The sequence below is a fragment of the Celeribacter halophilus genome (assembly GCF_900114135.1).
Taxonomy (GTDB): domain Bacteria; phylum Pseudomonadota; class Alphaproteobacteria; order Rhodobacterales; family Rhodobacteraceae; genus Celeribacter; species Celeribacter halophilus.
The window spans coordinates 178,294-196,832 of the sequence record NZ_FORY01000007.1 but is presented as its reverse complement, the minus strand read 5'-3'; the positions used below and the strand labels follow the sequence as shown (position 1 = coordinate 196,832).

Here is an 18,539-nt window from a genome sequence, read left to right as displayed (position 1 = left end):
AACGCGATCTTGTGAGTTTCAAAGATGTTATTCAATAGCAAAGCCGGTTTTCGCGGTTGTTATCCGATGACATTTAGCTGTTATTGAGCGATTTTCGCGATACAGGCCATCACAGTCCCATCACCTCATCGCCCGCAACAACCGGGCTACAGGATTCGAAAGGACGACCGATGAAACTGACCAGATTTACCGCAGGGCTTCTCGCGCTCTCCATCGCCACCGCAGGCTTCGCCGCCGCTCCGGCCCGCGCAGGGGAAAAGGAGACTGCTCTGGTGCTGGGCGGGCTTTTGACTCTCTTTGTGATCGGCAAGGCGCTGGACGACAAAAACGACTCGAAAGTGACCGTCTCCAATCCGCATCCCGGCAAACGGCCCGCGCCTGTGCGCCACAGTGTTCAAATCCCGAACCAATGCGTGATGAGCGCAGGCAATGGTGGCAAGCATCGTCTGGTGGCGATGGAAAATTGTTTGAAGAGCCAGAAAGGCCACAAGGTCAAAACCTCGCAGCTGCCGCGTGCCTGTGAGACCCGCGTCAATACACGTCAGGGCAAGAAAGACGCCTATGATGTCGGGTGCCTGAGCAATTTCGGCTACAGCGTCCGCCACTAAGCGGACAGCCTGAATATCAAATCGAGCAGATACGCGATTTCGTGTCCCCATGTGTCGCGTCACCTTGCGGGAGGGCTGGTCCCTCCCGCTTTTTTCTTGCGCAACGGGGCGTGATGGGCTTCACAAGGGCATGGTAAAAACAGTCCCCGATTACAGTTTCGAAGAAGCCGCCGCGCGGCGTGGTTACACCCGTATCGTCGGCGTGGACGAGGTTGGCCGTGGTCCCTTGGCCGGTCCCGTGGTGGCGGCGGCAGTCTGGCTTGATCCTGACGACATTCCCGCAGGTCTCAATGATTCCAAGGCTCTGAGTGCCAAACGGCGTGAAGGGCTTTATGACGAGATTTGCGCCAGAGCCGATGTTTCCATTGCTTCCTGCTCGGTCGAGGAAATTGACGAGATCAATATTCTTCAGGCGAGTCTGCGCGCGATGGAACGTGCCGTGGCAGGGCTCAAGGGGGGCGCAGATTATGTGCTGGTCGATGGCAATAAGGTGCCCCCTGCGTTCGGGCTGGATGCCGAGGCGATTGTCAAAGGCGATGCCCGTTCGGTGTCGATTTCGGCTGCTTCGATTGTTGCGAAAATCTGGCGTGATCGGCTGATGGTGGATTTGGCGCAACAGTATCCGGGATATGGTTGGGAGAAAAACGCAGGTTACGGCACCAAACTGCATCTGGAGGGACTCCGAGATTTTGGTGTGACCCCACACCATAGACGTTCCTTCAAACCTATACACAACATCTTGTATCAAGATAAAAAGTTAAGTGACTGATTCGAAAAAGAAATTGACTGGGAATCAGCAATGACTCATCTTTAGAGCCATAAATGACGTCAAAAATGACGCGTTAAAACGACGTCCCACAAGGGGCGCGATTATGAGGCAGAAGATGAAGACAACGATCCGCAAGGGAGCGAATTCGCTCCCGATCAATGAGATATTGGCTGGCGATTGCATCGAGGTGATGAACGCTCTTCCCGAAGAGTCGGTTGACCTGATTTTCGCTGATCCGCCCTATAACCTGCAACTGCGGGGGGATTTGCACCGTCCGGACAATTCCAAAGTGGATGCGGTGGATGATGCTTGGGACCAATTCGACAGTTTCAAGGTTTATGACAATTTCACCCGCGAATGGCTCAAAGCCGCGCGTCGGATTCTCAAGCCGAATGGCGCGATCTGGGTGATCGGCTCCTATCACAACGTCTTCCGCCTCGGCGCGGAGCTTCAGAATCAGGGTTACTGGATTTTGAACGATGTTGTGTGGCGCAAGTCCAACCCGATGCCGAACTTCCGTGGCAAACGCCTGACCAACGCGCATGAGACTCTGATCTGGGCGTCGAAGAACGAAGCGGCGAAATACACGTTCAACTACGAAGCGATGAAGGCCCTCAACGAAGGCATCCAGATGCGTTCCGATTGGGTTCTGCCGATCTGCAACGGCGGCGAGCGCCTCAAGGATGATAACGGCGACAAGGCCCACCCGACGCAAAAGCCGGAGAGCCTGTTGCACCGTGTCATCGTCGGCACGACGAATCCGGGTGATGTGATTCTCGACCCGTTCTTCGGCACGGGCACCACGGGCGCGGTTGCCAAGATGCTGGGCCGCGAGTTCATCGGGATCGAACGCGAAGAGAAATATCGCAAGGTGGCCGAAAAACGCATCGCTTCCGTGCGCAAGTTCGACAAGGACGCGCTGCGTGTCTCGACCTCGAAACGTGCCGAGCCGCGTGTGCCGTTCGGTCAGCTCGTGGAGCGCGGGATGCTGCGTCCGGGCGAAGAGCTGGTCTCCATGAACGGTCGCAGCACCGCCAAAGTGCGCGCTGACGGGACATTGGTCTCCAATGATGTGAAAGGCTCGATCCATCAGGTCGGCGCCCATCTCGAAGGCGCACCGTCTTGCAACGGCTGGACCTACTGGACCTTCAAGCGCGATGGCAAACACGTTCCGATCGACGTGCTGCGTCAGCAAATCCGCGCGGAGATGCAATAACGGGTCATAGGGCCCGAGCGGGCAAGTGCCAGACAGATGTCCGACACTTGTCCGACGCATTTCCGACGGCAGATATTACACAAAATACAAAGTTACCGCCTGGTGCCTGCGACCTGACTACGCGGCACCACCTTGGCCCCGCTGTTTCATCAGCGGGGCTCTTTTTTGGCCTTAAAGACTTGGCTCTTAAAGACGGGGAAGCGGGTTGGTGCCGTTCTTGTAAGGTTCCCAATCCTCAAAGGTGGCAAGGTCGGGATAATGCTGTTTGCGCCATGCCTTGACCCTCGGATTCATCATCCGCCGCCACACCGGAGGGATCATCGCAGCCACCCCCATGAGCGTATAGCCATAGGGCAGTTGCGGCGCTTCGGATTCGTCATAATTCTGCAAAAGCGGAAAGCGCCGGTCGGGTTTGTAGTGGTGGTCGGAATGGCGTTGCAGATTGATCAGCAACCAGTTCGTCGCCATATGCGCCGCATTCCAGCTATGGTGCGGTTTGACGTGTTCGTATTTGCCATTGCCCAGATGCCGGCGGGTCAGGCCGTAGTGCTCGACATAGTTGGTCAGTTCCAGTTGCCAGATGGCAACGATGGCCTGCCACATAAAGAGCAACAGCCCCGGCACACCGCCAAGCAGCGTGGCGAGAATGAGCATCAGGATTTGCAGGGTCCAGTAGCGGAAATGCGGGTTGCGCGGGTTCCACGGCGATAGCCCCTTGCGCGCCAGCATGGCCTTTTCCGCCTCCCATGCCGAACGGGGACATTCGCGCAGGACGCGGAGGAAATAGTGGTGGAATCCTTCGTTATAGAGCGCCGTCACCGCATCGCGCCGCGTGCCGACATGTTTGTGATGCACCAACAGATGTTCGGTGCGAAAATGCGAGTAAAGCACGGAGGCCAAAAGCAAATCCCCCAGCCAGCGCTCCATGTTGTTGCGCTGGTGGCAAAGCTCGTGGGCATAGACCATGCCCGTGGTGCCGGAGGACACGCCCAGCCCGAAAAACACCACGATGGTTTCCAGTGTGGACAGGTGATCTGTGTGGGTCACGAACCAGATCAGGCCGAAGATGTTCACAAACTGCACCGGAAACCAGATGATCGTGATCGCCCGATACCAGAACAGCTCGCGCTCCTCAGTATTCGGGTCCGGATTGTCGGTGTTGAGCCCCAGAATACCGTCGAGGAAGCCGAACATATACCACGCGTAAAGCGGCACGATGATCACCGTCCATCCCCCGACAATGGCACCGAGCCAGATAAAGGGAACAACCGTGAGCGACAGCCAGAAGGGCATCGCGTTTCGAAAACTGATTTGGGCCATATTCATTGGATCAAACTCCCGCAGAGGCCTGCGCGTTTCGGATTAAATTTCCAGCTTTGCATGGGCAAGGTCAAATGCCTTTCGCATGACTGTAGGCAAATCAGAGGGCCGAAATGCGTTCTCTTCGCGCAATGTGTAGTGATCGGGCGGATTTGTCACACCTTCCGCGACATGGACCGTCAGCACGAGGTGGAAATGCGTGAAGGTATGGCGCACGTCGCCAAGTTCGTCCCATTCGGCGTTGAACGGGGCTTCGGTGGCATGTTCTTGCGCCCAATGCGTGCCGGGCCAGCCCAACATACCGCCCAAAAGCCCCTTGTCGGGACGTTTCTCCAGCACCCATTCCCCGCGTGTCGTGCGGGCGACATAGGCATGGCCGTGGCGGGTGGGTTTCGGTTTCTTCGGTGTCTTGTGCGGAAAACGGGCCGCATCCCCGACCACATGAGCCGCGCAGCTATCGGTCAGGGGGCATGGGGCGCAATCCGGTGATTTCGGGGTGCAAATGGTCGCCCCCAAATCCATCATCGCCTGCGCATAATCGCCCGCGCGATCCTGTGGCGTGAGCGTTTCGGCCAGTTTCGTGAGTTCCGGCTTGGCACCGGGCAGCGGGGTTTCGATGCGAAACAGGCGGGACACGACCCGCTCGACATTGCCATCCACCACGGTTTCGGGCTGGTTGAACGCAATGGAAGCAATCGCGGCGGAGGTATATGGCCCGATCCCCGGCAGGCTCTGTAGTTCGGCGCGGGTTTGCGGGAAGTGACCGTCATAGCTGTCCCGAATGACCCGCGCACATTTCAGAAGGTTCCGTGCACGCGCATAATATCCAAGCCCCGCCCATTCCCCCATGACCTCGTCATCCTCGGCATTGGCCAGATCCGTTACACAGGGCCAGAGCGCGGTGAACCGTTCGAAATAGGATTTCACGGCGGCCACAGTGGTTTGTTGCAGCATGATCTCGGACATCCAGACCCGATAGGGATCGGGCATCACACCTGCGGCGCGCTCTGCGGGCGAGACACGCCACGGCAGAACCCGCGCATGTGCGTCATACCACCTCAAAAGCGGCGCTGCGATGTCACTGTGTTTCATTCCGTCACGCAATCTTTAGGTCCTGTCATCTGCTTTCTTCTGGCGTGTTGCGCCTGTCTCTTTAGAATAGGGGGCAGATGAAGATAGACCAGACGGGAAATCATGGCTGAGATACAATCCGGTGTGAAAAGGCGCAAGCGGGGGTTCGAGAGAACGTCCAGTCTTTTGAATCGGCGGATTCAGGCGGCCTCCGAGGCGCGCGGGTTTTCGCAGTCAAAGCTTTTGACCCATTGGGAAGAAAGCGTTGGCCCCGAGATCGCAGCCATGTGTCGCCCTGTGAAAGTGTCTTATGGCAAAGGCGGGTTCGGTGCCACGCTGACGCTTCTGACCACCGGTGCCTATGCGCCGATGTTGCAGGCGGAATTGCCGAAAATTCGGGATCGCGTGAATGCCGTCTACGGTCACAACGCGATCAGCCATATTCGTATCACGCAAACCGCTCCGATGGGGTTTGCGGAAGGGCGCGCGGTTTTCGAGACCGACAAACCCAAGCCCAAACCGGAACTGACGCCGGAAACCCGTTCATGCGCCAAAGCCCTCGCCGAAGGTGTTCAGGATGATGGTCTGCGTCAAGCACTTGAAAAATTTGCCGGGTCGTTCCTGACCCGACAGAAAACAAAGGAAAACTGATGAATCGCCGCACATTCATGATCACGACCGCCTTGGCTACGCTTGGTGGCACGCTTTTGCTGAACCCCTCTGCTGTCACGAGTTTCGTGGTCACGCCCGCCTTCGCGCAAGACGCCACCGATGTGGACACTTCGGACATCCCCGATCTGGTGTTGGGTGATGCGGATGCGCCGATCGAATTGATTGAATATGCCTCCTACACCTGCCCGCATTGTGCGAACTTCCACAGCGCCGTCTTCGAGCCACTCAAGAAAGACTATATCGACACGGGCAAGGTGCGTTTCGTCTACCGTGAAGTCTATTTTGACAAATTCGGCCTCTGGGCCTCTATGGTGGCGCGTTGTGGCGGCGATATGCGTTACTTCGGCATTCAGAAGATGCTCTATGAAGAGCAATCCGAATGGCTCGCAGGCGGCAAGGACACGATGGAAATCGTCGAGAACCTGCGCAAGATCGGCAAACGTGCGGGTCTGACCGACGAGAACCTTGATGCATGTCTGAATGACGGTGATATGGCGGAGAAACTCTACGCGAAATTCACCAAAGAAGTCGAAGAATATGACATCAACGCCACGCCGAGCCTTGTGATCGACGGAGAAAAGCACTCGAACATGAGCTATGCCGATCTCAAGGAAATTCTCGACGCGAAACTGGCCGAATAAAGGCTAGTTTAGTCCCAAACGGCCTAGATGTGCGTCAACGGGCGTCCAGTCCGACACGTTCAGGCGCACAGGCAAAGTGACCACTTTCATGCGAAAGGCGCGGGGCAAACGCACCGCGTCTTTTTCCGTTGTGACCATCTGTGCCCCAAGCGCCATAGCCTCGATTTCGAGGCGTTTCATCAGCGCGACAGACAGGGGCTGGTGATCCTTGAGCGCCTCCGAGCGCAGAAGGTCCGCGCCCAGCTCCCGCAGGGTTTGAAAGAATTTCTCGGGATGCCCGATTCCGGCAAAGGCCATGACCTTCAGCCCGTCCCAGTCCAATCCGGTCGGCAGAGGTTCCAGCACGGCGCGGACACGCGGAATTGTCACGCTGTCGGACCAACTCGCGGAAAACCTGTCCTGAGCCGCATCATCTCCGATAGAAATCAGAACATCCCCGCGCGCCATGCCAACCGCGACCGGTTCGCGCAGAGGGCCACCGGGCAGGACGCGCCCGTTGCCGAACCCGCGATGGGCATCGACGATGATGAGGGTGAGATCTTTTTCGACCGCAGGGTTCTGCATCCCATCATCAAGCACAATGACATCCGCCCCCGCCGCCTCGGCCGCCCGCACGCCTGCGGCACGATCCTTTGCGACCCAGACCGGTGTGAAAGCTGCGAGCAGCAAAGGCTCATCGCCCGTTTCATCCGCGCTGTGCTGGCGCTCGTTCACGCGCACCGGCCCTTCGAGCGTTCCGCCGTAGCCGCGCGAGACAACATGCGGAGTATGTCCGCCAGCGATCAGTCTCTGGACAAGGGCGATGGTGGTCGGAGTCTTGCCCGTGCCGCCCGCGTTGATATTGCCGACGCAGATCACGGGCACCGAGGCGCGGTAGCCCTGACGTGTCAGACGGCGGGCCGTGGCCTTGGCATAGAGCGCAGAAAGCGGCGAGAGAGCCCGCGCCTGCCATCCGGGGGCTTCGGCAGGATTGGACCAGAACAGCGGTTGCTTCATGCCTCCGTCCTTTCGCGCAGGTCGAGAAAATCCTGCACCAGATTGGCCACGCGATCCGTGACCTCGGTGCCGGTGGAGGCCACCTCCCACGCCGCACCAGCCATCAAGGCGGCCTGATCCGGTGACATCAGACGCCCCACTTCTTCGCCCAATGCGTAGCCGTCATGCACTGCGCAGGCGGCTTTGGCCGCGGCCAGTCGGGCATAGGCCATGGTGTAGTCCGACACGTTTTGCCCGTGTAAAATGGCTGATCCCATCGCAGTGGCCGGATAGGGATCAATCCCGCCGAAGGGGCCGAAAGACCGGCCCATAAAGCTGATCGGAGAAATCCGGTGCCAGAGCCCGTTGCCGTCTGCTTGCGGCACGATGACAACCTGTGCTGATTCCGGTATCGGCGTGCTTTGGTCGAGGGCAACGGCGGTCATTCCGGCGTTCTGGAATTGGGTCAGAACGCTGTCTGTCGCCGCGTGATTGGACAGGGAGACCGTTAGCAAAAGCCGGTGTGCGCGTCGCAAGGCCCGTTTGTGCGCGCGGATGATTTCCCCGACTTCCGATCTTTCAAGCTGTGAGGCAAACCAGCTCGGGCGTGTGCCGATCTCGGCCATGCGGCGGGCAAGGGTCTCCTCGTCGAGACCGGGGGCGCGACCGCCTTCTTCGAGATGTCCCAAAGCTTCGATCTTCGCGCCGACAATGCCTGCGCGTCGCCACGGGAGGGTGGCCTCAGTTGTGGCGGCGAACACATGGTCGAAACAGCCCAGAACATGTTTGCGCAGTCCCGGAATGGAAAGCGGAATGTCGAGGCTGGCCGCGCTGTTGGGGGCATCTATGGCAATGGCGGGAATGTTGCAGTCCCGTGTGATGCGCAACAGGTTGGGGCGGAACCGACCGCCAACCCAGACAAGGCTGTCCGGCGTCCAGTGGGCCAGAAACCGGCGGACGGTCGTGGAGTCATCTTCCGGAAGCCGCGAGAAATACAGGCTCTCGTCCTCCGCTCCGGCGGGCGGTGTCATGTCGGGGGCTATGGTGATGAGACCGGACAGGTCGGGCCGGTCCTCGCAGATCCGGTGAAACAGTTCCATCGCCGGACGCAGCGCATAGGGCGTGGCGGCATGGAGCCAGAGCAACTCGCCCTTCGGTCTTTTCGGCTGGTTCCGGACAAGCCTCTGGTCATAGGCGGCTTGCGTCACGGCACCGGACGCCACCAGCCGGTCAAGCTGGTCGACGTGGTGCCGCTCCGATTTCCGGCTCAGCGCCGAATAAAGCAGATAGGGGAAGGGCTTGGCCATCTGGCCCAGTCCTCACGCTCCGAGTTCTTCGGTGGGCGATGCGTTTTGCTCTTCATCGCGCAGACGGTGCAGATGGGCGATGAAATAGCGCATATGGGCATTGTCCACAGTGCGCTGGGCCTGTGCTTTCCACGCGTTATGTGCGGATTCATAATCGGGGAAAATGCCAACGATATGAATGTCATCGACATTGCGGAACACGGTTTTGGAGGGATCGACCAGTTCGCCGCCGAACACGAGGTGCAGTCTTTGTGCCATGATAACTCTCCGGGATGTTATGGGCGCACCCTAGTCCAATCGGCGGAGGGGTCAAGCAGCCTCCGCTTCGTGCTTAAATCTTAGGCGATATATTGCAGTTTTTCATCTTTTTTGCGATCGCCTGTTTTCCTTGGCGGGCGCGAGCGGCATCATGACCCTATGACAACGGACCCCAAGACCGCGCCACGCCTGATCGTGTTTTCCGATCTCGACGGGACTTTGCTGGATCATGACAGCTATTCATGGGCGGCTGCCAAGCCTGCTCTGGCAGAGATGAAACGTCTTGGTCTGCCTCTGATTCTGGCCAGTTCCAAAACCGCAGCCGAGATCGCAGCGTTGCGTCATGATCTGGGTTTCGATCATGCGCCTGCGATTGTTGAGAACGGCGCGGGGATTCTGGCTCCGGGGGCGGAGACCTTGGCAGACCGGACAGATCATGAGGCCATTCTAGCGGCGCTGGCGGATCTGCCCACTGATCTGCGTGCGCCGTTTACAGGGTTTTCCGACTGGAGTGTTGCGGAGGTGGCCGAGAATACCGGACTTCCCGTGGCGCAGGCGGCTTTGGCGGCGAAGCGGCAATTCTCCGAGCCGGGGCTCTGGCATGGCACGGAGGAGGCGCTTGTGCAATTTGAGGCGGCTTTGCGGGAAAAGGGCATCACGGCGCGTCAGGGCGGGCGCTATCTGACCCTGTCTTTCGGGGCGACAAAAGCCGACCGTATGACCGAGATCATAGCGCAATATCATCCGCGCCCGCAGACAATGGGCTTGGGCGATGCGCCGAATGATGTGGAAATGATCTGCGCGGCGGATCATGGTGTCATCGTGAGAAATACACACGGGCCGGGTCTTCCGGTCTTGCCCGGAGAAGCGGCGGGCCGGATCACGCGGACGCATGCGCCGGGGCCGGAAGGCTGGAACATAGCGGTGCTTGAACGCATCGCACAGGACGTTCAAAGAACCGAGAAAGGCTAAGAAATGGCGGATTTTCATCAGGGCGGTCATGTCGCGACGCTGCATAACCTTCGCATCAATTCCGAAGAGGACCTGAAACGAGAACTCAACGCCTTCGCGACCAGCCGCAAGATCACGCTGATCCTGCCATCGCTGTTTTCCGAACTGGAGGGCGAGGCGCTTCCCAATATCATCGACGAGTTGAACAAGGTGGATTTCATCCATCGCATCGTCATCGGTCTCGACCGCGCCACCGAAGACCAATACCGCTACGCGCTTAAGTTCTTTTCGCGCCTCAAGGCCGATCATGTGGTGCTGTGGAACGATGGCCCGAGGCTCTCGGCGGTGGACGCGCGTCTCAAGGCGCTGGACCTGTCTCCCTCCGAACCGGGCAAGGGGCGCAATGTCTGGTTCTGCATGGGCTACACCATCTCGCGCGCCGACAGCGCCGTGGTGGCCGTGCATGATTGCGATGTTGTGACCTATTCCGCCGAGATGCTGGCGCGTCTGGTCTATCCGGTCGCCAACCCGACCTTCCCCTATCAGATGTCCAAAGGGTTTTATCCCCGAGTCGCGGACGGCAAACTCAACGGGCGCGTGACGCGACTTCTGGTGTCACCGATGATTCAGGCGCTGGCCAAGGTCTTGGGGCCACGGGACTACCTCGATTTTCTGGCCGACTTCCGCTATCCGCTGGCCGGTGAATTCGCCATGCGCACCTCGATTCTGCCGGACATGCGTATCCCCTCGGATTGGGGGCTGGAAATCGGGCTGCTGTCCGAGGCGTGGCGCAATCTCAGCCCGCGTGCGGTCTGTCAGGTCGAAATCTCGGACCGCTACGATCATAAACATCAGGACCTCAGCGAGGAAGATGCCAAAACGGGCCTGTCGCGGATGTCGGTTGATATTTGCAAGGCGCTCTACCGCAAGCTGGCCGCCGATGGCACGGTATTTTCCGAAGAGATTTTCCGCTCCATCAAAGCGACCTACTATCGCGGTGCGCTGGACCTCATCGAGACCTATTTCAACGATGCGCGCATGAACGGGCTCTATGTGGATCGCCATGCCGAGGAAAAAGCCGTCGAGCTTTTCGCCAATAACATCATCCTCGCGGGCAGCGTGTTCCTCGACAATCCGATGGAAACCCCCTTCATCCCCAACTGGTCGCGGGTGCATTCGGCGGACCCCGACATCATCTCCGCCATGACCCGCGCTGTGGAAGAGGATATGGCCGAGTATCACTAGGCGCGGCTGAATCCGGTCAGGCTCATATGAGCCGTGCGAGGATGCCATTGGCCAGTGCAGGGCATCCCGCCACCAACCCGTCAAGCTGCGGGTGCGGCTGGTTGAAACGGGGGCGGATGCCGTGCCTGTCGGTGACCTGCCCTCCGGCCTCCGTGAGGATCAATGTCCCCGCCGCCACGTCCCATTCCCATGTGCCGCGAAACGAGAACATCGCATCATATCGCCCCTGCGCCACAAGGGTGAGGCGATAGGCCAGAGAGGGGCGGTATTTGTGAATGAATTTCGGTGATCCGCCCTTCCAGTGCTCATCCGCAAGATGCTGGCGCGGGGCCAGAACGGAGGCGCCATCGAGGTCGCATCGCTGTCCTGTCTGAAGAGGCTCGCCATTCAACTCCGCGCCGCCACCTTTGACGGCGGTGAACAGACGGTCCCGCAGCGGCAGATAGACCACGGCGGCAATCACCTCGCCCTCTTCGGCAATGGCCAGAGAATGCGCCCAGTTGTGATCCCCGTGGATAAAGCTGCGGGTGCCGTCGATCGGATCGACGATAAAGACACGCTCCTTGCCCAGCCGTTCGGACGTGGTGTCCACGGTTTCCTCGGACAGCCAGCCATATTCGGGGCGTTCCGACAGGAGATATTCGTGCAACATCCGGTCCACGGCTAGATCGGCCTCGGTCACAGGGCCTTGCCCGCCGCCCTTGTCCCAGACTTCGGGATCGGCCTTCCAATAGGGGCGGGCGATCTCTCCGGCGTTGCGCGCGGCCTCAATCAGCAGTTCGAGATCGTCAGTCGCCGGCAAGTGTCATCCCTTCCACCAAAAGCGACGGCACGACACGGCTCAAATGCAGCCGTGCGTCATTGGCGGGCACCAGCGTTTGCAGCATCTCGCGCAGGTTTCCGGCGATGGTGCATTCGTTCACGGGATAGGCAATCTCGCCATTCTCAATCCAGAATCCGCTTGCGCCACGGGAATAATCACCCGTGGTCGGGTTGATGGAGGCCCCGATCATGGAGGTGATCAACAGCCCCGTGCCCATTTCGCGGATCAACTCGTCGCGGCTCTTGTCGCCTTGGGTCAGGCTGACATTGCCGGAGGAGGGCGAGGGCGGAGACGACACGCCGCGCGCCGCATTGGCGGTGCTTTCAAGGCCCAGCTTGCGTGCCGTGGCAAGGTCTAGCACCCATGAGGCGAGTTGCCCGTTCTCGACCAGCGCATGTTTGCGCGTGGCCAACCCTTCGGCGTCGAACAGCCGCGAGGCGGAGGCACGCGGGCGGTGCGGGTCTTCGATCAGGGACAGGGAGGAGGGCAGGACTTGCTCTCCCATCGCATCGCGCAGCCAGCTTGCGCCACGGGCGATGGCCTGACCGTTGATGGCAGAAAGCAGATGTCCGATCAGCGACGATGAAATCCGTTCGTCAAACAGCATCGGATAGGCACCGGTTTTGGGTTTGCGTGCGCCAAGCCGCTCCACGGTGCGTTCGGCGGCTGTGCGGCCAATTTCTTCGGGGCTGGGCAGATCGGCGCCGAAAATTCGGCTCTCGCCGCAATAATCACGCTCCATTCCCGCGCCTTCGCCCGCAATGGCCACGGTGGAAATCATACGGTCCGAGCGCGCGTAGCCGCCGCTGAACCCGTTTGTCGCCGACATGTAAACCTGCCGCCGCCCGTAGGCAGCAGCCGCGCTATCAACTTGGGAAACACCTTCGAACGCAGCCGCCGCCGCTTCGGCGCGCAGCGCATCCTCTTTGAGCATTTCGGGCGAGGGTTCTTCGGACGGATCACAGAGTTCGAGTGCGCTGGCGTCCGTGTCTGTGGTGATCTGGGACGGATCGGCCAATCCTGCTGTCGGGTCTTCCGGCGCAAGCCGCGCCATCGTCACGGCGCGTTCGGCCATTGTGGTCAGGGTTTCGGGGCGTGTGTCAGAGGCGGACACGCAGGCCTGCCGTTTGCCGATCAGCACCCGCAACCCGATGTCCACGCCTTCGGAGCGTTCGGCCTGTTCCAGAGCGCCTTGCCGGACATTGATCGACAGGGATGTGCCATCCACCGCCATCGCATCCGCCGCTTCCGCTCCGGCCTTTTGTGCCGCATCAAGAAGCGCCTCGGTCAGGTCTTTGAGGTTCCGGGCCATGGCGTCTCTCCGTTCTTCGTCGCGTCTTTGTCTCAGATGCACCGCCTGCGCCAAAAGCGCAAGCGGGCGTTGTCACATGATCGGGGATCAGAAGGGCAAAGGTTGCCCGTTGGCGATGATCTGGCCGTCTTCGGTCATCTCGATTTCAGAGACCAGTTCACCGGCCGCATCCCCCGGACGGGCAAACAGGCCCAGCATCATCTGTGCCGACATTGCCTGTTCTGCAGGCAGGATGCCCGTGGCCGTTAGGTTGCTGATCAGATCCGCCACGCCCACAAGTTTGAGCGAGAGGTTTCCGGCAAAGGGCGGCATGCCACCGGCCACGGCGGGCTCTTTGTCCAGAAACTTGCCCGCGCCTTCGCCTGCGATTGAAGCGCCTGCGAGGCTGAGGAAAATCTCCGGCAGTTCGAGAGTTTGCAGCGCGAAGGGCATTTTCTCGCCGCTGGCCTCAAAGGCCGCCATGGCTTCCGCATCAAAGAGGTTCACGCCATTTTCCAACGTGCCTTCAAACGCAAGACGCAGGCTCGCCGGATCATGGGGCAACTGGCCGGACGGATCGGCGATCATCCATGCGATCTCGGGTAGGACCACCTCTTCAAGGCCGATCTTGGCCTCAAATGGCTGCGGCGCGTCTGAGGCTGCGAGGGGGAAGAGCAGCGCGGTGCTGTATTCCTTCATCGCAACTTCGACCTGACCGCCCGGAATCTGCGGGCCGCCTACGGTGATGTTCACATCTCCCGCCGTGGCATCATAGCCGATGGCCCCGCCTTTGAGCGTCAGCCCAAGGGTCGATTGACCGGAGGTTGCCTTGATGTCCATGCCGGAATTGGGCTCGTCGCTGGTCACGGCGACAAAGGTGGAACTGTCGGCAAAACCGAGGTTCACATCCACATCACTCTGGCCTACGAGCGCTTGCATCGCGTCATCCGGTTCGCCCTGAGCCAGCATGACCTGCCCCTTTACGGTCATCCCGTTGGCGGTAAAGCCCATGTCGACAAGATCACCTTCTTCGGTTTCCATCTCGTCGAATTCATAGCTCAGCGCGGCGGCGGTCATGTCGATGCCCGATGTCAGCGCCTCACCGCTGCGATCAATGCTGTAGGTGCCCGAGATGCCGGCAACCTTGGCCGACAGGCCCGGCTGGATCATCTCGCCGTCCATCATCACAGGGTCATTGACCATTTCAACGGTGCTGTCCTTGAAGGTGAACAGCATGTCGTCGGGCGCGCCGGACACAACGGAAGTCCCGTCAAGACGCATGGTCGAGCGGGTCTCGATCGTCTCGTCTTCCATGCCATCGTCCAGCCCGGCTTCGACCTGTGTGACCGAAACCGAGGTGAGCGGGGCAGGGAACCACATGGCGACCGTGCCGCCCGCGCGTTCCTGAAAACGGATTTCCGGCGCGGTGGTGGTGGAGGACACTGAAGACGCCCCCATATCCATTGTCATGTCATAGACCATGTTGCGCACCACCAGAGTATCGCCGTCGCGTTCGACTTCGGCAGTCGGTGTTGCGCCCGTTTTGGCCATCATCTCCTGATAGGCCCCCCAGACATCTTCGGGGGTGACATCGGCGAACATGGGGGTGGCCGATAAGCAGAGCGCGGTGAGCGCCGTTGCGGATAACAGGGAACGCATGATTAATCTCCTTGAACAGTCGCGCGTACACTTTCGTGCTTTGCGCGGAGGGTCAAGACTGGAACCCGCCGACACAAGACCCTAAAGTCGCAAATGAAAGAGGGAGAAGGTTCACAATGTCGAAACTCGATGGAAAAACCGTCGCCATCACCGGCGCGAGCCGCGGGATCGGAGAGGCCACAGCGCGTCTGTTTGCGTCCGAGGGGGCCAATGTCGCCCTGATCGCCCGCAGCAAACCCGCGATTTCTGCCATTGCCGACGACATCGGCCCGCGCGCTCTGGCGGTGCCTTGCGATATTTCGGATTACGCGGCGGTGGATGCGGCCATGCAGAGCATCGAGGAGCATTTCGGCCCCGTCGATATTCTCATAAACAACGCCGGTGTGATTGATCCGATTGGCGACCTGAAGGCGCTTGACCCCGAGGCGTGGAGCCAACTCATTGATATCAATGTCAAAGGCGTGTTCTACGCCATGCGGCGCGTGGTGCCGACTATGGTGGCCCGTGGCGGCGGCACGGTGCTGACCATTTCCTCCGGCGCGGCCCATCGCCCTGTCGAAGGGTGGAGCGCCTATTGCACATCCAAAGCGGGTGCGGCCATGCTGACCGCGATGCTGGACCTTGAAGAACGTGCCAATGGCATCCGCGCGATAGGCCTGTCTCCGGGCACGGTTGCGACCCGAATGCAGCGGGAAATCAAAGCCTCCGGCATTAACGCGGTGAGCCAGCTTGACTGGTCCGACCATGTTCCGCCCGATTGGCCCGCGCAGGCGCTATTGTGGATGTGCTCTGCCGAGGCGGACGCCCATCTCGGAGAAGAATTGCAACTGCGCGACGAGGATTTCCGGCGCAAGATCGGGGTGGTGGCATGATCGAACTTGACCGCGATGGTGCGCTTTGGGTTGTGACCCTGAACCGGCCCGAAAAGGCCAATTCCCTGACCTCTGACATGCTGTCGCGGCTCGTCGGGATCGTGGACGAGGCCGCAGACCAGGCGAAGGTCTTTGTGCTGACGGGGGCGGGAAAGGTCTTTTCCGCCGGTGCCGATCTCGACGAGGCCCGCGCGGGTCTTGCGACCTCGCCCTTGTGGGAGGACTTGTCGGGCAAGATCGCCGCTCTGCCCTGTCTCACCATCGCCGCGCTCAACGGCACATTGGCGGGCGGTGCTTTCGGCATGGCGCTGGCCTGTGACCTGCGCCTGTCTGACTCGAATGCGAAGTTCTTCTATCCGGTGATGAAACTCGGTTTTCTGCCGCAGCCCTCCGACCCAAAGCGACTGGCCGCACTCATCGGTCCGGCGCGGGCCAAGATGATCCTGATGGCGGGTCAGAAAATCCCCGCAGAGGAGGCTCTGTCTTGGGGGCTGGTGGACCGGCTTGTGCCCGCCGCCGAGATGAAGGATGCCGTGGCTGCCTTGGGCGAGGCCGCAATGGGTGCCGCGCCTGCGCATATCGCGGGCATCAAGGCGCTGGTCCATCCGTGACGCAAACGACCGTGAAACAGACTCTTGTGTCTCAAACCGTAGCGGATCACTCTCCCGCGACGCAGCGCGTGGAGCATAGTGATGTGCTCGTCGTTGGCGCGGGGCCTGCCGGTTTGATGGCGGCGGATGTGTTGTCGGCGGCGGGGCATCATGTGCTTCTGGCGGAGGCGAAACCCTCCCCCGCGCGCAAATTCCTCATGGCGGGGAAATCGGGTCTGAACCTGACGAAAAACGAAGCACTCGAGCCGTTCTTGCACGCCTACGCGCCTGTGCATCCCGTCTTGCAGCAGGCTTTGGAGGATTTCGGCCCGCAAGAGGCGATTGCTTGGGCCGAGGCGCTGGGCCAGGAGATGTTCACAGGCTCGTCTGGCCGTGTCTTTCCCAAGGCGATGAAAGCCTCTCCGCTTCTGCGTGCATGGCTCGGGCGCTTGGCGGAGCAGGGTGTCGACCTGCGCCGCAACTGGCGTATGGAGGCGCTCGGCGAGCGGGTAGGATTTGCCACGCCGCAAGGCTCTGTCGAGGTTGTGGCCAAGGTGGTCATTCTCGCGCTTGGCGGGGCGAGTTGGGCCAGATTGGGCTCGAATGGCGTGTGGGTGGAGATGGTGCAGGACTATGTGGAACTTCGCCCTTTCGCGCCGTCCAATGTTGGCGTGACGCTTGCGTGGAGCGGCCACATGGCGCGGCATTTCGGCCATCCGGTCAAAGGCGTGCACTTGCGCAGCGGGGCTTATGAGAGCAGCGGGGAGTTCGTGATTTCCGAGCGCGGTTTGGAAGGCGGCGGGATTTACAGCGTCACCCGTGGCCTTAGAGACGGAGCCCCCTTGGTTCTCGATTTGTTGCCGGACTGGTCCGCAGGCAAGCTCGAACAGAGACTGACCCAGCGCAAACCCAAGGAAACCCTGACGAAGTTCCTGAAACGTGCCCTGCGTCTGTCGCCGGAGAAGATCGCCTTGCTCATGGAATTTGCAGGGCCGCAGCCGGACGATCTGGCCGCATCGCTCAAGGCGCTGGAGATCACGGGGCTGGAGATGCGCCCAATGGACGAGGCCATTTCCACGGCGGGCGGTGTACGGTTTGAAAGCCTGACGGACAGTCTCGAATCCCGCAAAAAACAGGGGCTGTTCTTTGCGGGCGAGATGCTCGATTGGGACGCGCCGACAGGGGGCTATCTTCTGACCGCGTGCCTCGCCACCGGACGGCGCGCCGCGCAAGGGGCGCTTATGTCTCTCGCATGACCTCGGCGGCAATTTCGTAGGATCTGAGCCGCGCCGCATGGTCGTGGATATTGGCCGCGATGATGATTTCATCGGGCTGGTAGCGTGCGATTAGGGCGGCGAGTTTGTCTTTGACCATCGGTTTCGTGCCCGTGGCGGAGACGGTGAAAATGGCGTCCAGCGCAGGGAGAAATTGCGCGGGGATAACGGTCGAGATGTCCCGCACGGGGCGCGGCAGTTTTCCGGCCTTGCCGGTGCGAAGGTTGGCAAAGGCCTGCATCATCGACGAGCGCAGATAGATCGCGTCGTCTTCGGTGTCGGCGGCAAAGACATTGGTCGCCAGCATGAAGTGCGGTTTGTCGAGATAGGCGGAGGGGCGGAACAGATCGCGGTAGATTTTGACCGCCTGATCCAGCGCCGCAGGAGCGAAATGCGAGGCGAAGGCATAGGGCAGGCCCAGCATCGCGGCCAGTTCCGCGCCATAGGTCGACGAGCCGAGCATCCAGACCGGCACATGGGTGCCCGTCCCCGGAAAGGCGCGCACGGGGGCGTCTTCGGGCATGTCGCCCAGATAGCCCAGCAGCTCTTGCACATCTTGCGGGAAGGTCTCGCCATTGGCGGTGCCGGGCATCAGGTTGCGGCGCAGCGCGCGGGCGGTGGACATATCCGTGCCCGGAGCGCGTCCGAGACCGAGGTCGATGCGGTCGCCATACAATTCGCGCAGGGTGCCAAAGGCTTCGGCCACTTGCAACGGCGCATGGTTGGGCAACATGATCCCGCCCGCGCCGATCCGCATGGTCGAGGTCTGCCCCGCGATATGCCCGATGAGCACCGCCGTGGCGGCAGAGGCAATCCCTGGCATGTTGTGATGTTCGGCAAGCCAGTAGCGGTTAAAGCCCCAGCTTTCGGCATGTTGCGCCAGATCGACGGAATTTTTCAACGCCTGCGCAGTGGTGACACCGTCAGGCACGGGGGCAAGGTCAAGTAGGGAATAGGGGATCATGTGCGGCTCCTTTTCTCCCTATCTGGGATGTTT

19 protein-coding genes are annotated in these 18,539 nt (G+C 60.3%); 10 read left to right on the top strand and 9 right to left on the bottom strand.

The annotated features are described in order from the left end of the window. The first annotated feature begins 170 nt into the window (after positions 1–170). From BM152_RS09545 to BM152_RS09535, 3 genes are all read left to right on the top strand, one after another. Complete coding sequence (locus BM152_RS09545; protein WP_066604185.1) at positions 171–608, top strand: hypothetical protein; 438 nt, start codon at positions 171–173, stop codon at positions 606–608. Positions 609–738: 130 nt separating this feature from the next. After that, a complete protein-coding gene (locus BM152_RS09540) occupies positions 739–1,377 on the top strand; it encodes a ribonuclease HII (RefSeq protein ID WP_066604695.1) in 639 nt (212 codons plus the stop codon). Between the two features lie 115 nt (positions 1,378–1,492). Then, positions 1,493–2,593, top strand: coding sequence for a site-specific DNA-methyltransferase (locus tag BM152_RS09535; protein ID WP_066604698.1), 1,101 nt, complete (start codon positions 1,493–1,495; stop codon positions 2,591–2,593). Between the two features lie 186 nt (positions 2,594–2,779). On the opposite strand, the gene BM152_RS09530 is transcribed toward BM152_RS09535, so the two are convergent. Next, positions 2,780–3,919, bottom strand: coding sequence for an alkane 1-monooxygenase (locus BM152_RS09530; RefSeq protein ID WP_111481356.1), 1,140 nt, complete (start codon positions 3,917–3,919; stop codon positions 2,780–2,782). A 36-nt stretch (positions 3,920–3,955) separates the two neighbouring features. Next, the gene (mutY, locus tag BM152_RS09525; protein WP_066604190.1) at positions 3,956–5,005 is read right to left on the bottom strand and encodes an A/G-specific adenine glycosylase; all 1,050 of its coding nucleotides are present in this window, start codon (positions 5,003–5,005) and stop codon (positions 3,956–3,958) included. Between the two features lie 102 nt (positions 5,006–5,107). Here mutY and BM152_RS09520 point away from each other — a divergent pair, with 102 nt between their 5' ends. Next, positions 5,108–5,635 (top strand): DUF721 domain-containing protein, encoded by a 528-nt coding sequence (locus BM152_RS09520; RefSeq protein WP_066604192.1) that lies wholly within the window; start codon positions 5,108–5,110, stop codon positions 5,633–5,635. Next, positions 5,635–6,297, top strand: coding sequence for a DsbA family protein (locus BM152_RS09515; protein WP_066604194.1), 663 nt, complete (start codon positions 5,635–5,637; stop codon positions 6,295–6,297). The genes BM152_RS09520 and BM152_RS09515 overlap by 1 nt, the downstream gene beginning before the upstream one ends. Positions 6,298–6,300: 3 nt before the next feature. Here the strand turns inward: BM152_RS09515 and lpxK are convergent, their stop codons facing one another. The 3 genes from lpxK to BM152_RS09500 are packed head-to-tail and all read right to left on the bottom strand — an operon-like array spanning position 6,301 to position 8,837. Then, complete coding sequence (lpxK, locus tag BM152_RS09510) at positions 6,301–7,293, bottom strand: tetraacyldisaccharide 4'-kinase (RefSeq protein WP_066604199.1); 993 nt, start codon at positions 7,291–7,293, stop codon at positions 6,301–6,303. Then, positions 7,290–8,579, bottom strand: coding sequence for a 3-deoxy-D-manno-octulosonic acid transferase (locus BM152_RS09505; RefSeq protein WP_066604202.1), 1,290 nt, complete (start codon positions 8,577–8,579; stop codon positions 7,290–7,292). Before BM152_RS09505 ends, lpxK begins: the two co-directional genes overlap by 4 nt. A 12-nt stretch (positions 8,580–8,591) precedes the next feature. After that, complete coding sequence (locus BM152_RS09500) at positions 8,592–8,837, bottom strand: DUF4170 domain-containing protein (RefSeq protein ID WP_066604203.1); 246 nt, start codon at positions 8,835–8,837, stop codon at positions 8,592–8,594. A gap of 159 nt (positions 8,838–8,996) precedes the next feature. Here BM152_RS09500 and BM152_RS09495 point away from each other — a divergent pair, with 159 nt between their 5' ends. Both BM152_RS09495 and BM152_RS09490 read left to right on the top strand, forming a co-directional pair. Then, entirely contained in the window at positions 8,997–9,809 is an 813-nt protein-coding gene (locus tag BM152_RS09495; protein WP_066604205.1) for an HAD-IIB family hydrolase, read from the top strand. Between the two features lie 3 nt (positions 9,810–9,812). Next, positions 9,813–11,033: a glycosyltransferase family protein gene (locus BM152_RS09490; RefSeq protein ID WP_066604207.1), complete on the top strand. Its 1,221-nt coding sequence runs from the start codon at positions 9,813–9,815 to the stop codon at positions 11,031–11,033. A gap of 22 nt (positions 11,034–11,055) precedes the next feature. On the opposite strand, the gene BM152_RS09485 is transcribed toward BM152_RS09490, so the two are convergent. The 3 genes from BM152_RS09485 to BM152_RS09475 all read right to left on the bottom strand — a co-directional run bounded on the left by BM152_RS09485 (position 11,056) and on the right by BM152_RS09475 (position 14,806). Continuing rightward, positions 11,056–11,835, bottom strand: a complete 780-nt coding sequence (locus BM152_RS09485; protein WP_066604209.1) for a 3'(2'),5'-bisphosphate nucleotidase CysQ — start codon at positions 11,833–11,835, stop codon at positions 11,056–11,058. Further along, positions 11,822–13,168: a TldD/PmbA family protein gene (locus tag BM152_RS09480; protein ID WP_066604210.1), complete on the bottom strand. Its 1,347-nt coding sequence runs from the start codon at positions 13,166–13,168 to the stop codon at positions 11,822–11,824. The genes BM152_RS09485 and BM152_RS09480 overlap by 14 nt, the downstream gene beginning before the upstream one ends. 87 nt (positions 13,169–13,255) lie before the next feature. Next, complete coding sequence (locus BM152_RS09475) at positions 13,256–14,806, bottom strand: hypothetical protein (RefSeq protein WP_066604211.1); 1,551 nt, start codon at positions 14,804–14,806, stop codon at positions 13,256–13,258. 116 nt (positions 14,807–14,922) lie between these two features. On the opposite strand from BM152_RS09475, the gene BM152_RS09470 reads away from it, so the two are divergent. The 3 genes from BM152_RS09470 (at position 14,923) to BM152_RS09460 (ending at position 17,524) form a co-directional block, all read left to right on the top strand. Then, on the top strand, positions 14,923–15,678 hold the full coding sequence (locus tag BM152_RS09470; RefSeq protein ID WP_066604218.1) for an SDR family oxidoreductase: 756 nt from the start codon (positions 14,923–14,925) through the stop codon (positions 15,676–15,678). Next, positions 15,675–16,289 (top strand): enoyl-CoA hydratase/isomerase family protein, encoded by a 615-nt coding sequence (locus BM152_RS09465; RefSeq protein WP_066604220.1) that lies wholly within the window; start codon positions 15,675–15,677, stop codon positions 16,287–16,289. The genes BM152_RS09470 and BM152_RS09465 overlap by 4 nt, the downstream gene beginning before the upstream one ends. A gap of 68 nt (positions 16,290–16,357) precedes the next feature. After that, positions 16,358–17,524 carry a TIGR03862 family flavoprotein gene (locus BM152_RS09460; protein ID WP_269446559.1) on the top strand — a complete coding sequence of 389 codons (1,167 nt, stop codon included), beginning with the start codon at positions 16,358–16,360 and terminating at the stop codon, positions 17,522–17,524. Here the strand turns inward: BM152_RS09460 and BM152_RS09455 are convergent. Further along, complete coding sequence (locus tag BM152_RS09455) at positions 17,508–18,503, bottom strand: LLM class flavin-dependent oxidoreductase (RefSeq protein WP_066604704.1); 996 nt, start codon at positions 18,501–18,503, stop codon at positions 17,508–17,510. The two genes, BM152_RS09460 and BM152_RS09455, sit on opposite strands and share 17 nt — an antisense overlap. Positions 18,504–18,539 lie beyond the last annotated feature (36 nt).

Excerpts from the sequence above, each read along its gene's own strand:
- BM152_RS09545 (WP_066604185.1), top strand. The coding sequence starts at position 171 with ATGAAACTGACCAGATTTACCGCAGGGCTTCTCGCGCTCTCCATCGCC.
- BM152_RS09540 (WP_066604695.1), top strand. The coding sequence starts at position 739 with ATGGTAAAAACAGTCCCCGATTACAGTTTCGAAGAAGCCGCCGCGCGG.
- BM152_RS09535 (WP_066604698.1), top strand. The coding sequence starts at position 1,493 with ATGAAGACAACGATCCGCAAGGGAGCGAATTCGCTCCCGATCAATGAG.
- BM152_RS09530 (WP_111481356.1), bottom strand. The coding sequence starts at position 3,919 with ATGAATATGGCCCAAATCAGTTTTCGAAACGCGATGCCCTTCTGGCTG.
- mutY (WP_066604190.1), bottom strand. The coding sequence starts at position 5,005 with ATGAAACACAGTGACATCGCAGCGCCGCTTTTGAGGTGGTATGACGCA.
- BM152_RS09520 (WP_066604192.1), top strand. The coding sequence starts at position 5,108 with ATGGCTGAGATACAATCCGGTGTGAAAAGGCGCAAGCGGGGGTTCGAG.
- BM152_RS09515 (WP_066604194.1), top strand. The coding sequence starts at position 5,635 with ATGAATCGCCGCACATTCATGATCACGACCGCCTTGGCTACGCTTGGT.
- lpxK (WP_066604199.1), bottom strand. The coding sequence starts at position 7,293 with ATGAAGCAACCGCTGTTCTGGTCCAATCCTGCCGAAGCCCCCGGATGG.
- BM152_RS09505 (WP_066604202.1), bottom strand. The coding sequence starts at position 8,579 with ATGGCCAAGCCCTTCCCCTATCTGCTTTATTCGGCGCTGAGCCGGAAA.
- BM152_RS09500 (WP_066604203.1), bottom strand. The coding sequence starts at position 8,837 with ATGGCACAAAGACTGCACCTCGTGTTCGGCGGCGAACTGGTCGATCCC.
- BM152_RS09495 (WP_066604205.1), top strand. The coding sequence starts at position 8,997 with ATGACAACGGACCCCAAGACCGCGCCACGCCTGATCGTGTTTTCCGAT.
- BM152_RS09490 (WP_066604207.1), top strand. The coding sequence starts at position 9,813 with ATGGCGGATTTTCATCAGGGCGGTCATGTCGCGACGCTGCATAACCTT.
- BM152_RS09480 (WP_066604210.1), bottom strand. The coding sequence starts at position 13,168 with ATGGCCCGGAACCTCAAAGACCTGACCGAGGCGCTTCTTGATGCGGCA.
- BM152_RS09475 (WP_066604211.1), bottom strand. The coding sequence starts at position 14,806 with ATGCGTTCCCTGTTATCCGCAACGGCGCTCACCGCGCTCTGCTTATCG.
- BM152_RS09470 (WP_066604218.1), top strand. The coding sequence starts at position 14,923 with ATGTCGAAACTCGATGGAAAAACCGTCGCCATCACCGGCGCGAGCCGC.
- BM152_RS09465 (WP_066604220.1), top strand. The coding sequence starts at position 15,675 with ATGATCGAACTTGACCGCGATGGTGCGCTTTGGGTTGTGACCCTGAAC.